This window comes from Pseudomonas sp. S2_H10 (assembly GCF_054668285.1).
Genome location: NZ_CP162754.1, coordinates 1833013 through 1849247 on the forward strand (window position 1 = coordinate 1833013; position 16235 = coordinate 1849247).

The window sequence follows — 16235 nt, forward strand, 5'->3', positions numbered from 1 at the left end:
ACAACGCTGACGCCATCGCGGGCAAGCCCGCTCCCACAGGAGTCTAGGGTGCCCACAAAATATGTGTTCACCACCTGCCCTTGTAGGAGCGGGCATGCCCGCGATGGGACCAGGACAACCGGCTAAGTTCTCTCAGCTAAAAAATTCAGCAGTTCGGTGGTGACGAACCCGGGATTCTCCAGATTGGAAATATGCCCCGCCTCCGGCACCAATACACACGGACAACCAATCAATTCGGCCATTTCTCGAGCTTCACTCGGTGGCCGAGGCTTGTCCTGGTCGCCGCACATCACCAGTGTGTTCGCTGCGTCCAGTTCGCCCAGTCGTGATAACTGGTCATCGCGTCCAAATGTAATCCGCCCCATCGGCACGATACTTTCACGCAGGCGATCCGCCGGTAGAGCCGCGAGGGAAGCACAAAAATCCCGGTAGAGCGCCGACTGCGGATCAATGCCCGGCCGGAAGAAAATCGGCACCACGATATCCAGCAGTTCTGGCGTGATGACACCAGCCTCTTCGATCTGCTTCAACAGTGAAAAGTAATACTGGCGAGTCGGCTCCGGCTCGGCGCCCAGGTAGGTGTCCATCAGCACCAGCCCGTTGATGCGCTGCGGCGCCGACAGCGCCAGGCGCGCGCCCCACATGCCGCCCACCGACAGGCCGACCAGCGTTATCCGCTCGATGTCCAGATGATCGAGAAGGAGCAGGGCCTGACGCGCAATGTCATCAAGTGACGTGGTACCGACAGGTATTGGCCCGGATTGGCCATGTCCCCAAAGATCGAGGGCAATCACTCGATACTGCTGCGCCAGCGCCGCAATCTGCGGCGCCCACATGCCCTGGTCCCACAGGTAACTGCCGGCCAGCAGCACCACCGGGCCGGTGCCTTGGTCAATGTAGTGAAGGGCTTGTCCGTCTATCGTTACGAAGGGCATCGACTGTCTCCGCGAGCAAAAATGGGAGCCGGAAGACTGAGCGGCAGACAGTCCATCGTCAACCGTAGGAGTGTGTGCGCTTGTGCCACCGCCTTCGCTGACAAGCCAGCTCCCACAGGTTTTGAGGTGTTCATATCTCATGAGTCCACCACCGAACTTGCAGGAGCCCGCTTGCCCGCGATGAGGTCCCTCCAGCCGCTGGAGACTACAACCCCTCCAGCTCCGCCATCAGGTCATTCAGGCGATCCACCTTCTCCTCGGTGATATCCGTCGCCGCCAGCCCCTCGATGTACCCGGCCAGTTCCTCGACCGTGCTGCATTCGAACATCGCACGCAGTGGCACATCCCGCTGCAGGGTTTTCTGCACCCGTGAGGCAATTTGCGTGGCCAGTAGCGAATGCCCGCCCAATTCGAAGAAGTTGTCGCGAACGCCTACCCGTTCGACCTTCAGCACCTCGGCCCAGATGTCAGCCAGGGTTTGCTCCAGTTCATTGCGCGGGGCCTGGTAGTCGTGACTCTGAACCTGGCCGATCTCCAGCACCGGCAGGGCCTTGCGGTCCAGTTTGCCGTTGGCGTTGAGTGGCATCTTGTCCAGCCATAGCCAGTGCAGCGGCACCATGTATTCCGGCAGTTCAGCGCGCAAGCGTTGCTTGATGCGCTCAAGACTTTCCGCCGGACTCAGCGAGAGGCCCGCCGCGACCAAATAGCCGACAAGGTGCTTGCCATTCACGCCTTCCTGCACGCCAACCGCCGCATCACGAATCTCCGGCTGCTCATGCAGGCGCGCTTCGATCTCTCCCAACTCGATGCGGTAGCCGCGAATCTTGATCTGGTGGTCGACCCGGCCAACGTATTCCAGAACACCATCACTGCGACGGCGGGCCAGGTCGCCGGTGCGATACAGGCGTTCACCGGGTGCGCCGAACGGATTTGGCACAAACACCGGGGCGGTGCGCAGCGGATCGCTGACATAGCCGCGCCCGACCCCGGTCCCTGCCACGCACAGTTCACCCACCGCGCCCAACGGCACCAGCTCCAGCGCTCCGTCGAGCAGGTACAAACGGTTGTTGTCGGTCGGCGTTCCGATCGGCAGGTAGCTGCCGCGAGTCGACGCCATATCGACACGGAAGAACGCCACGTCGTCCGAGCACTCCGCCGGACCGTAGGCGTTTACCAGGCCGATGTCCGGATAGCGCTGCAACCATTGATGCGCCAGCTCCGGCGGCATCGCCTCACCGGTCGGCAGCATCCAGCGCAGACCGTCGAGGCTCATGCGCTCCTGGGCGAGCATGCCCTGGATCAGCGACGGCACGCTTTCCAGCACGGTGATGCCCTGGGTCGCGACATGCGCCAGCAAGCCCTGGGGATCATGGGCGATGGTGTTCGGCACGATGTCCACCCGCGCGCCGAACAACGGCGCGGCGAGGAACTGCCACACGGAAATGTCGAAGCTTTGCGAGGCGGTCTGGGCGATGACGTCAGCGTCGCTCAGGTTCAGGTACGGCACCTTGCTCAACTGGTTATTGAGCATGCCGCGCTGTTCGACCATCACGCCTTTGGGCAAACCGGTGGAACCGGACGTGTAGATCACGTAGGCCAGGTTGTCCGGGGTGCTGTAACGACCAGGATTGTCCGCCGACAACGCCAGGGCCTGAACCTCTTCCCAGACCAGCAGTCGTGGCCGGCTGACGCAGGCGAATTCGTCGAGCAGAGCCTGCGCCTGTTCACGGCACGCTTCGGTGCACACCAGCAATGGCGTGCGGCTCAGGTCGATGATCCGGCTCAGACGCTGAGTCGGCAGCCCCGGGTCCAGTGGCAGGTAACCCGCCCCCGCCTTGAAGCTGCCGATGATCATGCCCAGCAATTCGAGGCTGCGTTCGGCCAGCAGCGCCACCGGTTGATCGCGCCCGACTCCGGCGGCGATCAGCGCATGACCGAGACGGTTGCTGCGCTGGTTCAGCTCCAGATAACTGTACTGGCGGTCCAGACAACTGGCGGCAATCCGCTGCGGGTGCATCGCGACCTGGGTTTCGAACATCGCAACGTAGCTCTGTTCCAGCGGATAGTCGTGTTCGCTCTGGTTGCAACCATGGATGAGGAAGTCCTGCTCCTCGGTACCCAACAACGGCAGGTCGGCCATGTCGCCATGGAAGCCGTCCACCAGCGCCAGCAGCAATCGCTTGAACTCGCCGAGCATGCGTTCGACCGTGGCCACATCGAAGTAGCGCTGGTCGTAGGACAGGTGCAAGCCCAGGTCATCCCCCGGATAACACACGGCCGTCAGCGGGAAGTTGGTGTGCGTGCGGCCCGAATCCGAGGTCGCGTTGAGGCTTTGCGCTCGGTCCAGCACCGAGACTTCCACCGGGGCGTTTTCAAACACGAACAGGCTGTCGAACAGCGGTTGGCCTTTCGGTAGTTCGCTTTGTTCCTGGATATTCACCAGCGGCAGGTATTCGTACTCACGCAGTTGCATGTTGCTGTCGAGCAGCCCGCTGAGCCACTGGCGCACGCTGCAACGCTGACCGTCCTCGGGCATTTTCACTCGCAGCGCGATGCTGTTGATGAACAGGCCGACGGTGCGCTGCATCTGCGGCATGTCCACCGGACGTCCGGCCACGGTGACGCCGAACAGCACGTCGCGATCACCGCTCATGCGCCGCAGCACCAGCGCCCACGCCGCCTGGGCGAAGGTGTTGATGGTCAACTGATGGGCCTGGGCCAGTTCGCGCAATTGCGCACCGTCACGGGCATCGAGCCTTGTGTAGCAGTCGCCGACGATCATGCCGCCGCTGTCGCCGGCATGTTCGCGCAGCAATGGCCGGTCGCTCGGGATCGGCGTGGTCCGCTCGAAGCCTTGCAGGTTGGTTTTCCACCATTGCCGCGCTTCGGCCAGGCTCTGGCGTTGCAGCCAGCCGATGTAGTCGCGATAGCGCGGCGGCACCGCTAATTGCGCTTCCCGGCCTTCGCCCAGGGCGCTGTAGATTTCGAAGAAATCGTTCATCAGCAGCGAACGGCACCAGGCATCGATGAGGATGTGGTGGTTGCTCATCATGAACCAGTAGCGCGCCACGCCGACCCGGATCAGGCGCAAGTGGAACGGCGCCTGGTTGAGCAGATCGAAACCCGCCTCGCGTTCGGTCTTGAGCAAGGTTTGCAGCTTCGGCTCTTGCTCGGCTTCGTCAATGTCGCTCCAGTCGAGGTACTCGATCGGCGTGCTGCCCGGTTTGTGGATCACTTGCAGCATGTCTTCGCCGACGTTCCAGCAGAACGACGCGCGCAACGCTTCGTGGCGGGCGATCACCGCTTGCCAGGCCTGGGCGAAACGCTGCGGATCGAGCTCGCTGTTGATGCGATAGCGGTCCTGCATGTAGTACAGGCCGGTGCCCGGCTCCAGCAAGGTGTGCAACAGCATGCCTTCCTGCATCGGGGTCAGCGGGTAGACGTCTTCAATGACAGCGGCCGGCACCGGCAGTGCATCCAGTTGCGCCTGATCGAGCTGCGCCAGAGGGAAATCCGACGGCGTCAGGCCGCCCGCGTCGTCGCGCAGGCAATGCTCGATCAGGCTGCTCAACTCGCCGAGGTAGGCATCGGCCAACTCGCCGATGGTTGTCGGATCGAAGCGTTCGGCGCTGAACGTCCAGCGCAACACCAGTTCACCGCCATACACCTGACTGTCGACGCTCAGCTCGTTGGGCAACGGCGCATTGGCATCGTGGGCCGCGCCGATGGCCTCATCCAAAGGATGGAACAACGCGTCAGACCCGAAGCTCTGGTCGAACTGGCCAAGGTAGTTGAAGGTGATCGGTGCCTGTGGCAACGCCGCCATGCTGTGGCGACTCGGCTCATCGGCGAGGTAGCGCAGCACGCCATGACCGAGGCCTTTGTGCGGCACGGCACGCAATTGCTCCTTGATCGCCTTGATCGACGCGCCCTGCCCGGCGGCCTCTTCGACGTTCGACGGCGTCAGGCGCAGCGGATAGGCGCTGGTGAACCAGCCGACGGTGCGGGTCAGGTCGATCTCGTCGAACAGCGCTTCGCGGCCGTGGCCTTCCAGTTGAATCAGCGCCGATGTCTGACCGCTCCAGCGGCACAGCACCCGGGCCAATGCGGTCAACAGCAAGTCGTTGACCTGGGTGCGATAAGCACTCGGTGCCTGTTGCAGCAACTGCCGCGTACGCTCGCTGTCGAGACGCACGCTGACAGTTTGCGCGTGGCGGTTCTGCCGTCCGCCATCAGGGTGATCGCAGGGCAAACCGGCTGTTGGCCCGGCCAGTTGCGCCTGCCACCAACCCAGTTCTTCACGCAGGGACTCACTGCCGGCGTAGGCCTGCAAGCGAGCAGCCCAGTCCTTGAAAGCGCTGGTTTTCGCCGGCAGTTTCACCGCCTGCTGCGCATCCAGTTGGCGGTACACCGTTTGCAGATCATCCAGCAGCACCCGCCACGACACTCCGTCCACCACCAAGTGGTGAATGGCGATAAACAAACGCTGCTGGCTTTCAGGTCCATCGACCAGCAATACGCGCAGCAACGGCCCCTCTTCCAGGTCAAGACTGCGTTGAGCATCGGCGAACAGGGCGGCGCACTTGTCCATCGACGAAACCCGCACTTGCCACAGCACCGGCGCATCCCAGATCGGCTGGTGCATGGCCTGCCACTGACCGGCGACCTTGCTGAAGCGCAGGCGCAAGGCGTCGTGCTGTTCGATCACCGCCAGCAGCGCTTGCTCCAGACGATGAGGTTCCAGGACCGCCGCCGGCTGCAGCAGCAACGCCTGGTTCCAGTGCTGGCGTTGCGCGATGTCGGTGTCGAAGAACCAGTGCTGGATAGGCGTCAGGTGCGACTCACCCATGATCAGGCCCTGCTCGGCGCTGATCTGCTCGCTGCGAGTGGCGACGGCGGCGAGGGTCTGCACCGTCTGGTGCTGGAACAGGTCGCGAGGGCTGAAGTGGATGCCCTGCTGCCGCGCCCGGCTGACCACCTGGATCGACAGGATCGAGTCGCCGCCCAGTTCGAAGAAGTTGTCGTTCAGACCCACCTGAGCGACGTTCAGCACGTCGCACCAGATCTGCGCGAGCGTGACTTCGAGCTCGTTGCTCGGCGCCACGTAATCCTGGCGATTCGACTCCGGGTCCGGCGCCGGGAGCGCGCGGCGGTCGAGTTTGCCGTTGGCGGTCAGTGGCATGCTCGCCAGCAGGATCAGGTGCGCGGGCACCATGTAATCGGGCAATTGCGATTTCAAATGGGCCTTGAGCGACTCACGCAATGCGCTTTGTTGTGCTTCGTCCTGTTCGGCAACATCGGTCACCAGGTAACCGGCCAGTTGCTTGCCGCTCGGGGCATCCAGCGCCAACACCACGGCTTCACGGATCGACTCGTGCTCCAGCAGGCGGGTTTCGATTTCACCGAGTTCGATGCGGAATCCGCGAATCTTCACTTGATGGTCAATACGCCCCAGGTACTCCACCAGGCCATCGGCACACTGACGCACCAGGTCGCCGGTGCGGTAAATACGCCCGCCGTCTTCTGCGAACGGGTCCGCCACAAAACGTTCAGCCGTCATCCCCGGGCGCTGGTGGTAACCCTGCGCCAGCCCCGCGCCACCGACGTACAACTCCCCCGTCGCGCCTTGCGGCACCAACGCCAGATCGGCATCGAGAATGTAGGCCACGCGGTCGCCGATCACGCTGCCGATCGGTACGCTGCCGACGCCCTCCTCCAGCACTTCGGGCGCCAGGCTGGCCAGCGGCATGACCACGGTCTCGGTCGGGCCGTAGGCGTTGAAGAACTGGCTCGGCGTGAAAGCTGCGCGAATGCGCGCCAGGTGTTCACCGGTCAGCGCTTCGCCGCCGGTGATGATCATGCGCACCGGCAGGGTCTGGTCCCGGGTCGCCAGCCATTGCGCCAATTGGCTGCCATAGCTCGGCGTGAAACCGAGCACATTGATCCGGTGACGACGGATCAGGTCACAGATTTCTTCCGCGTCCCACTGTCCTTGAGCCCGCAGCACCACTTGCGCGCCGCTGAGCAGCGGTACCAGCAAGCGCTCGGTGGCGGCGTCGAAGTTGATCGAATAGAAGTGCAGTTCGCAGTCATCGGCGCGCATGCCGAAACGCTCGATCACCGCGCGGCAATGCATGGCGATTTCGCCGTGGGACACCACCACGCCCTTGGGTTTCCCGGTCGAGCCCGAGGTGTAGATCAGGTAGGCCTGATGCTGCGGCAAGCTGATCAGCGGCAGCTCGGTGGCCGGGTAACGGGCGAGCGCGGCTGCGTCTTCTTCCACGCACCAGCGGCCAACCGTTGGCGGTAGCTCGCCGAGCGCCTTGAACATCGCCGCATCGCTGAGCAGCAAACCGACGCCGCTGTCTTCGATCATGTAATGCAAGCGGTCCAGCGGGTATTCCGGGTCCAGCGGCACATACGCACCGCCGGCCTTGAGGATCGCCAGCAAGCCGATGACCATCTCCAGCGAACGTTCCAGCGCCAGCCCCACACGCACCTGCGGTCCGACGCCACGCTCACGCAGCATCCAGGCCAGGCGGTTGGCGCGGCTGTCGAGTTCGGCGTAGCTCAGGGTCTGCCCGGCGAAAATCAGGGCCGGCGCGTCCTGGCGCATCAGGGCTTGCTCGGCGAACAGATGATGGATGCATTGATCCAGCCGATGTTCGCCCGCCTCGACGCCGAGGCTGTCGAGCAGACGTTGTTGTTCGCCGGATGCCAGCAGCGGCAACTCGCTCAGGCGCTGTTGCGGATCGGCGATCAGCGCCTCCAGCAGATTGCGCCAATGCCCCGCCATGCGGGCGATGCGCGGTTCGTCGAACAGGTCGGTGCTGTAGGTCAGGCAGCAACCGAGGCGATGGTCGAGGTCGGTGACTTCCAGGTTGAGGTCGAACTTGGTCGCGCGGGCATCGTTGGCCAGGTACTCGACCGTCATGCCGGCCAGGCTCCGGCGTTGCTGGAACTCCCAGCGTTGCACGTTGCACATCACCTGGAACAGCGGGTTGTAGGCTGCGCTGCGCGGTGGCTGCAAGGCTTCCACCAGATGGTCGAACGGCAAATCCTGATGGGACTGGCCCTCGATCACCGTATGGCGCACCTGCTCGAACAGCTCGCCGACAGACATCTGCCCGTCGAGCTGGCAGCGCAGCACCTGGGTGTTGAGGAATGCGCCGATCAGCCCTTCGCTTTCCGGCCGGATGCGGTTGGCCACCGGCGCGCCGATGCGCAGATCGGTCTGGCCGCTGTAGCGGTACAGCAGCGTCGCCAGGGCGGCGGTCATGGTCATGAACAGGGTCAGGCCATGTTGCGCATTGAAGGCGCGGACCCGTGCCGCCAGATCATCGCTCAGGTCGAAGCGGTACAACTCACCCTGATGGCTTTGCACCGGCGGGCGCGGACGGTCGGCCGGCAACTCCAGCAGCGGGTGTTCGCGGCCCAGTTGCGTGGTCCAGTAGTCGAGCTGGCGCTGACGTTCGCCGGACTCCAGCCACTGCCGCTGCCACACGCTGTAGTCCAGGTACTGCACCGGCAACGGCGCGAGCGGCGACTCACGTTCATCGACAAAGGCTTCGTACAGCGCGCTCAGCTCCCGGGCAAAGATGTCCATCGCCCAGCCTTCGGTGACGATGTGATGCAAGGTCAGGACGAAGTAGTGTTCCTGCTCGGCGGTCTTGACCAGGCACGCGCGCAGCAAGGGGCCGGTTTCCAGATCGAACGGCTGGTGCGCTTCGTCGTCGGCCAGTTGCTGGACCTGCCACTCGCGGCCATCGGCATCCAGCGCAGTGAAATCCTTCCACGCCATGCGCACTCCGGTTTGCGTGTGCACCTGCTGGCGGGCGACGCCGTCGATGCTCGGGAAGGTAGTGCGCAAGGTTTCGTGACGCATGATCAAGGCTTGCAGCGCCGCTTCGAAACGCACGACATCCAGCACGCCGCGCAGCCGCGCCATGCCGCCGACGTTGTAGGCCGGGCTGTCCGGCTCCATCTGCCAGAGGAACCACATGCGCTGCTGGGAATAGGACAACGGCACCGCCTGACTGCGGTCGACTTTTTCAATCGGCGGCTGTTTGTTGGTGCTGCCGCTGGCCTGGATCAAGCGAACCTGTTCGGCAAATGCACCGAGTTCGCTGTGCTCGAACAGCGCTCGCAGTGGCAACTCGACGTCGCAGGCCTGACGGGTACGGGAGATGATTTGCGTGGCCAGCAGCGAGTGGCCGCCGAGCGCAAAGAAATCATCGCGCAGACCGACTTGTGCCAGGCCCAGCACCTGGCGCCAGATAGCGGCAATCTGTCGTTCCAGTTCGGTCACCGGCTCGACGTGTTCGCGCACTTGCCATTGCGGCTCCGGCAAGGCGCGGCGGTCGAGTTTGCCGCTTGGGCCCAGGGGCATTTCTTCCAGGCGCATCAGCTGTGCCGGGACCATGTACTCCGGTAGCTCTGCCGCCAGCGCCGCTTTCAGGCGAGCCGTCTGCGCATCGATGGCTTCGCTGGTGTCGGTGGCGGTGAAGTAACCGATCAGTTGCCCGCCCGCCGACGTTTCGCGCACCAGCACCACCGCTTGGGCGACACCCTCCTGCGCCAGCAGGCGTGCTTCGATTTCTTGCGGCTCGACGCGGAAGCCGCGCAGCTTGACCTGCTGATCGAGGCGCCCGAGATATTCAATCACGCCATCGCCCATCCAGCGTGCACGGTCACCGGTGCGGTACAGGCGCGCGCCATGCTCGCCCAACGGATCGACGACAAAGCGTTCGGCGGTCAGGCCCGGACGACCCAGATAGCCGCGGGCCAGGCCCACGCCGCTGATGCACAACTCACCCGGCACGCCGGCCGGCACCGGATTGAGCTCGCTGTCGAGCACGCGGCAGATCACATTGCCCAGCGGCCGGCCAATCGGCGAGCGTTCGCCGTCAGCGCCGGAGCACTGCCAGTGCGTGACGTTGATCGCGGTTTCGGTCGGGCCGTAGCGGTTGTGCAACTGTACCGCCGGCAGTTGCGCCAGCACGCGGTTGCGCAGCTCCGCAGGCAAGGCTTCGCCGCCGGAGAACACCCGGCGCAGGCTGGAGCATTGGGCACTGAGCGGTTCGTCGATGAACAGCGAAAGCAGCGGCGGCACGAAGTGCAACGTGGTCACGCCATGCGCTTGCACAAGCTGTGCGATGCGCTGCGGATCGCGGTGTTCGCCAGGGTCGGCGATCACCAGCCGTGCACCGGTGATCAGCGGCCAGAAGCACTCCCACACCGACACGTCGAAGCTGATCGGCGCCTTTTGCATCAGCACATCGGTTTCGTTCAGTTGATAGGTCTGCTGCATCCATTGCAGGCGCTCGGCCAGCGCCGCGTGGGTGTTGCCGACGCCTTTTGGCTGGCCGGTGGAGCCGGAGGTGTAGATCACATAGGCGAGGTTGTCGCCGTGCAGGTGCAGGCCCGGCGACTGGCTAGGCCAGCTCTCCAGATGCAACGCATCCATGGCGATCACGCTGACGCCGTCGCTGGCCGGCAACCGGTCGAGCAGTTCAGTCTGGGTCAGCAGCAGTTCAACGCCGCTGTCGTTGAGCATGTAGGCCAGGCGGTCGGCCGGGTAGTCCGGATCCAGCGGTACATAGGCACCACCGGCCTTGATGATCGCCAGCAGGCCGATCAGCAGTTGCGGCGAACGTTCGCAGGCGATGGCCACGCAGACATCCGGGCCGACGCCCTTGTCGCGCAGGTAATGGGCCAGGCGGTTGGCGCGGGTGTGCAGTTCGGCGAAGTCCAATTGACCGCCGTCCCACAAAAGTGCGGTGCGCTGCGGGGTCAGTCGGGCTTGTTCGTTGAGCAGTTCCGGCAGCCATTGGCTGGCAGGTGCGCACGGCGCAACGGACCAGTTCGCTTGCTTATCGTGCTCGGGTTCAGTCAGCAGCTGCAGATCGCCGAGGGCCGTTTGTGGGCGCTCGCAGACTTCGCCCAACAGGTTGGCGTAATGCTCGGCCAGACGCTCGATGGTCGTCGCATCGAACAACTCGCTGGCGTAGTCGAAGGACAGGTTCAAGCGACCGTTGCGATCTTCTTCACTGTGCAACTGCAAATCGAACTTGGCTTCGCGGCTGTGCCACGGCAGCTCTTCGGCCAGTAATCCCGGCAGGCGTTTCAAGGCACCGAGGTCGCGTTGCTGGTGGTTGAACATGACCTGGAACAGACCCTGCTCGCGAGCCTGCGGGAAAGCTTCAAGCAACTGCTCGAACGGCAGGTCCTGATGCGCTTGCGCACCCAATGCCGCCTGACGGGTTTGCCCCAGCAGTTCAACGAACGGCAGACGCGAATCCACCTCGGCGCGCAGCACCTGGGTGTTGATGAAAAAGCCGATCAAGCCCTGGGTTTCCAGGCGTGGCCGGTTGGCGTTCGGTACGCCGATGCGGATGTCACGCTGGCCGCTGTAGCGATGCAACAGCGTCTGGAACGCGGCGAGCAACAGCATGAAGGTAGTTGATTCATGAGCCTGGGCGGTCTGGCGAATCGCATTGCTCAGGGCCGCGCCCAGACGCACAGTGTGGCGGGCGGCGCTGTGCCGTTGTTGTGCCGAGCGCGGATGGTCGGTAGCCAGGTTCAGGGTCGGATGTTCATCGCCCAAGCGGTCTTTCCAGTAGGCCAGTTGCCGCTCACCCTCCCCTTGCGCCAGCCATTGGCGCTGCCAGCTGCCGTAGTCGGCGTACTGCGTCGGCAACGGCGCCAGTTGCGCTTGCTGGCCCTGGGAAGCCGCCGCATACAGGCGCGAGAACTCGTCGATCAGCACATTCAGCGACCAGCCGTCGGCGATGATGTGGTGCAGGGTCACCAGCAACTGATGATCCTCATCGTCGAGGCGTACGAGTGTCACCCACAGCAGCGGCCCCTGTTGCAGATCGAACTGGGTACGGGCTTCGTCCTCGCGGATTTGCACTGCACGGGCTTCACGCTCGGCAACCGGCAGGTCGCTGATGTCGATCATTTGCAGGTTGAATTCAGTGGCCGGATCGACCTGTTGCAACGCCACGCCATCACGCTCGAAGAACCGCGTGCGCAGGGATTCGTGGCGCTCGATCAACTGCTGGAAGCTGGCGCGCAACGCGTCCTCATCCAGCTCGCCACGCAAGCGCAAGGCACCCGGAATGTTGTAGGCGCTGCTGTGCGGGTCGAGTTGCCAGGTGATCCACAAACGGTTTTGTGCCAGCGATTGCGGCATTGGTTGCTGGCGCGACAGCGCAGTGATCGCGCCCTGGGCCAGGCCACCGTCCTGCTGCTGACGGGCCACGACATCAGCGAATGCGCCGAGGGTCGGCGCTTCGAACAGCAGGCGCAGGTTCAACTCCAGCCCCAGCTCTTCACGCAGGCGCGCCACCACTTGCGTCGCGGCGATGGAGTTGCCGCCGAGCAGGAAGAAATGATCGTCGGCGCCCACCTGCCCAACCTGCAACTGTTCGCACCAGATGCGACCGATGAGATCTTGCAGCTCGGAGCCCGACTCGACCAGCCCTGCACTTTCGACGCTGGCCGACGGGAATACCGCATAGCTGTCGAGGCTGCCATCCGCCAGGCGACTGCGGCACGCCGAGCGCTGCAATTTGCCGCTGGAGGTCTTGGGCAGCGCACCCGGGTTGAGCAGCACCACCACGCTCGGTGCCTCCTGATACGCCTCGGCGACGGCCTGGCGAATGGCTTTGATCAGGGATTCGGGCGGCAGGATTTTCTGCACGCTGCGGCTGATTTCGGCGGCGATGCCGATGCCTTCCTGACCATCGACAGTGACGGCAAAGGCGGCAACGCGGCCCTTGCGCACCACTTCCACTTCACGTTCGACGGTCTGCTCGATGTCCTGCGGATACAGGTTGTGCCCGCGCACGATCAGCATGTCTTTCAGGCGGCCGGTGATGAACAGTTCACCGTCGCGCATGAAACCCAGGTCGCCGGTGCGCAGCCAGGTCTGGCCAGCGTGCTGGACGAAGGTCTTGGCGGATGCCTCGGGGTTGCGCCAGTAACCGAGGGCGATGCTCGGCCCGCTGGCCCAGACTTCGCCGACGACGTTGTCGGCCTGTTCGCTGAGCGAGACCGGGTCGATGATCAGCACGGCGTGAGCCGGCTGGCTGCTACCACAGCTCATGATCGGGCTGCCCTCGCCCGCTTCGACCCGGTTCTGCGCCAGGGCCTGATCGTCCACCCGCAGGTTGCCGATGCCTTCGCCGCGCGGCGTGCCGGCCACGAACAGCGTGGCCTCAGCCAGGCCATAGGAGGCCATGAAGCTGTCCGCGCTGAAGCCGCAGGTCGCGAACTTCCCGGCGAAGCGTTCCAGGGTGTCGAGGCGAATCGGTTCGGAACCGGAATACGCCACGCGCCAGCCACTCAGGTCGAGCCGTGCCAGGGCTGACTCGCTGACCCGCTCGCTGCACAGGCGATAGGCAAAATCCGGCCCGCCGCTGATGGTGCCGCCGTATTCGCTGATCGCCTCCAGCCAGCGCAATGGCCGGCCGAGGAAGTACGCAGGCGACATCAACACACAAGGCACGCCGCTGAAAATCGGCTGCAGCAGGCCGCCGATCAGGCCCATGTCGTGATACAGCGGCAGCCAGCTGACGATCACGTCGTCAGGGTTGAGGTCGATGCCGAAACCGTGACGAATCAGCAACTCGTTGGCCACCAGGTTGCCGTGGCTGACTTGCACGCCCTTGGGCAGCGCGGTGGAGCCGGAGGTGTATTGCAGGAACGCGATGTGGTCGTCCTGCAAATCCGCCGCGACCCAGCGTTCGGCCAGTGCCTCGTCGAGGGTATCGACACACAGCAACGGCGGCGCCCCTTCGATTTGCTGCAACGCATCGCGCAGGCCGGCGCTGGTCAGCAGCAGGCGCGGCTGGGCATCGCCGATGATCGACAGCAGGCGTTCCTGGTGATGACGGCGCGCCGATTCCGGCGGGTAGGCCGGCACCGCGATCACCCCGGCGTACAGGCAACCAACGAACGCCGCGACGTAATCCGGACCGCTGGGGAACAGCAACACGGCGCGATCGCCGAAATCCGCCTGAGCCTGCAATGCGCCGGCAATCATCCGCGCCCGTTGATCCAGCTCGCGATAACTGAGCACCACAGCGTGTTCCGGGGTCTCGGCGAGAAAACGCAGGGCCACCCGATCCGGCGTCAGGGCCGCGCGGCGCTGAAGGGCTTGGACCATTGTGCTGGGGAGTTCGAACGCGTCGGTCATGAGGTTTCCTGCCTGATTTCGGCTTGCAATTGGAATCGGTTTTCTGACGTCGCACCCTGATCGAGGGCGCGCGGGACGCGGTCTTCGCCGACCGCGCAAGGCATTGGCAATGCGCTTGTGACCGGGGCTGCTGCCCGGTGCCATTCACCAATGAGAACGGATGACGTCTTGAAATAATTAGTCGTCAGGCTGCAACACCAGGCGTGTTGAGGGGGCGTCAACGTGTCGCAGTTCGCACTCTGCGCCTTTGTAGTGCATTAGTTCTTCTTCTCATTTGACAATCATTATCATTAAGCCTAATTTGTCGCTCGATTGTGCAGGACGGCCCCCCGGTTTCTCCCCCGTCCCACTAACCTTTTGGCAGCAGGGTGATTTCCATGATGGAACCAGTGTCCACAAGCAGGTGCGATACACCGCTACTTCAGGCATTCGTCGATAATCGACTGATTCTGGTGAAGATCGCAGCCCGTATTACCGGTTGCCGCTCGCGAGCCGAGGATGTGGTGCAGGACGCGTTTTTCCGGTTGCAATCGGCACCGCCGATCACCAGTTCGATCAAGGCCCAGCTCAGCTACCTGTTCCAGATCGTGCGCAACCTGGCGATCGATCACTACCGCAAGCAGGCGCTGGAGCTGAAGTATTCCGGACCTGAAGAGGAAGGGCTGAACGTGGTGATCCAGGGTGCGTCACCGGAAACTTCGCATATCAACTTCTCGACGCTGGAGCACATTGCCGATGCGTTGACCGAGCTGCCGAGCCGCACCCGCTACGCCTTCGAGATGTATCGCCTGCACGGCGTACCGCAAAAAGACATCGCCAAGGAACTCGGCGTCTCGCCGACCCTGGTGAACTTCATGATTCGCGATGCGCTGGTGCACTGCCGCAAGGTGTCGGGCACGCGTGGTGATATGGCTGCTCGCCAGTAAAATCCGGGATCTGCATCGCGCCCATCGCGAGCAAGCTCGCTCCCACAGGTTCAGCGCACACCCTGTGGGAGCGAGCTTGCTCGCGATGGGGCACTCAAGAACACCAAAGATCTTGAGTATCAAGCCAGCCTGCACCGGTCAAAAAACCGCTCCCGCCCCAACACCATCAAGGCTGCGCGCTTGTGCGGGAAGTCGAACTCTTTCTCGCAGTGAAAACACTGGTTCTGCATATACCCGATCATCTTCGCGTTATCGGCGCGCGGTTCGGCAACCACCCGATGTGTGCGCGGATCATCGAGAAACAGGTAATGCACCAGCGCCGATAACCAGCTCGCCACCTTGTGCGGACCGCGATGGTTTTCTTCGCCCACCAGCATGTGAATGCCACGGTCGTAATCGCCGGCATCGTAGAAAGGTGCGATGCGATCTTCCTTGGCCCAATAGGCTTCGAAGTAAGCGAACGGCTGATCGTCAAAACACCCGATCAGCGTCAGGGTGTGCGGATCGGCCGCGAGTTTGCCCAGGTATTGGCGATGCTGTTCGAGGCTGCCCTCCTCCTGCCAGAAACCGGCGACGCGCGGGCTGTTCTGCCAGCGATTGAAACGCGCCAGGTCTTGCTCGATTTCCAGCGTGCGCAGGGACACCCAGGCGCCCAGCCGGGCATCGAAGCGTCGATACACCTCACCCCGGGGTTTCACCGCTCGCAGCGGATGACGCTTGCCACCGGTGATGACCATTTGCTGCGGGTAACTGCCGGTCAACGAATGGCCCAGCCATGGCTGCGGCAACTGCCAGAACAAGGTGCGCTCGCAGAAATACTGGCCACTCACGGGCGTCGAAATCAGCAAACCGCTCAGCAGCGCTTCGCTCGGTACCTCTTGCAGTTGCCAAATCAGGCGCTGACAGTCGGGGTCGCGAGCGAACAGCCAATAGCAGGCCGCCCAGATCGCTTGTCCTTCGGGGCGACTGAAACGCTCGAGCAATTGCACCTGCAACTCGGGGCCAGGGCTCATCTGCAGGGTGAGCAACGGTTGCCCTTCCAGGCTGAGGCTCAGGCGGCCTTGCGTTTCATCGGCGGCAAGACAGCTGCCGGTCGGCAGACACAGGTCAGTCAGGTCATTCAGATTGGACATGGGGCGGGCTCACGATAATCGTCGACAGTTCAACGAG

The 16235-nt window shown here is 63.5% G+C and carries 4 protein-coding genes; 1 reads left to right on the forward strand and 3 read right to left on the reverse strand.

Going from position 1 to position 16235, the window contains the following annotated elements; genetic code table 11:
- Window positions 1-122 precede the first annotated feature (122 nt).
- Window positions 123-935 (reverse strand): alpha/beta fold hydrolase, encoded by an 813-nt coding sequence (locus AB4O16_RS07990; RefSeq protein ID WP_460157479.1) that lies wholly within the window; start codon window positions 933-935, stop codon window positions 123-125.
- Window positions 936-1140: 205 nt separating this feature from the next.
- Window positions 1141-14139, reverse strand: a complete 12999-nt coding sequence (locus AB4O16_RS07995) for a non-ribosomal peptide synthetase (protein ID WP_460157480.1) — start codon at window positions 14137-14139, stop codon at window positions 1141-1143.
- Window positions 14140-14516: 377 nt separating this feature from the next.
- Between AB4O16_RS07995 and AB4O16_RS08000 the strand changes: the two genes are divergently transcribed.
- Complete coding sequence (locus AB4O16_RS08000) at window positions 14517-15065, forward strand: RNA polymerase factor sigma-70 (RefSeq protein WP_160388953.1); 549 nt, start codon at window positions 14517-14519, stop codon at window positions 15063-15065.
- 119 nt (window positions 15066-15184) lie between these two features.
- Here the strand turns inward: AB4O16_RS08000 and AB4O16_RS08005 are convergent, their stop codons facing one another.
- The gene (locus tag AB4O16_RS08005; RefSeq protein WP_460157481.1) at window positions 15185-16198 is read right to left on the reverse strand and encodes a GNAT family N-acetyltransferase; all 1014 of its coding nucleotides are present in this window, start codon (window positions 16196-16198) and stop codon (window positions 15185-15187) included.
- Window positions 16199-16235: the final 37 nt, after the last annotated feature.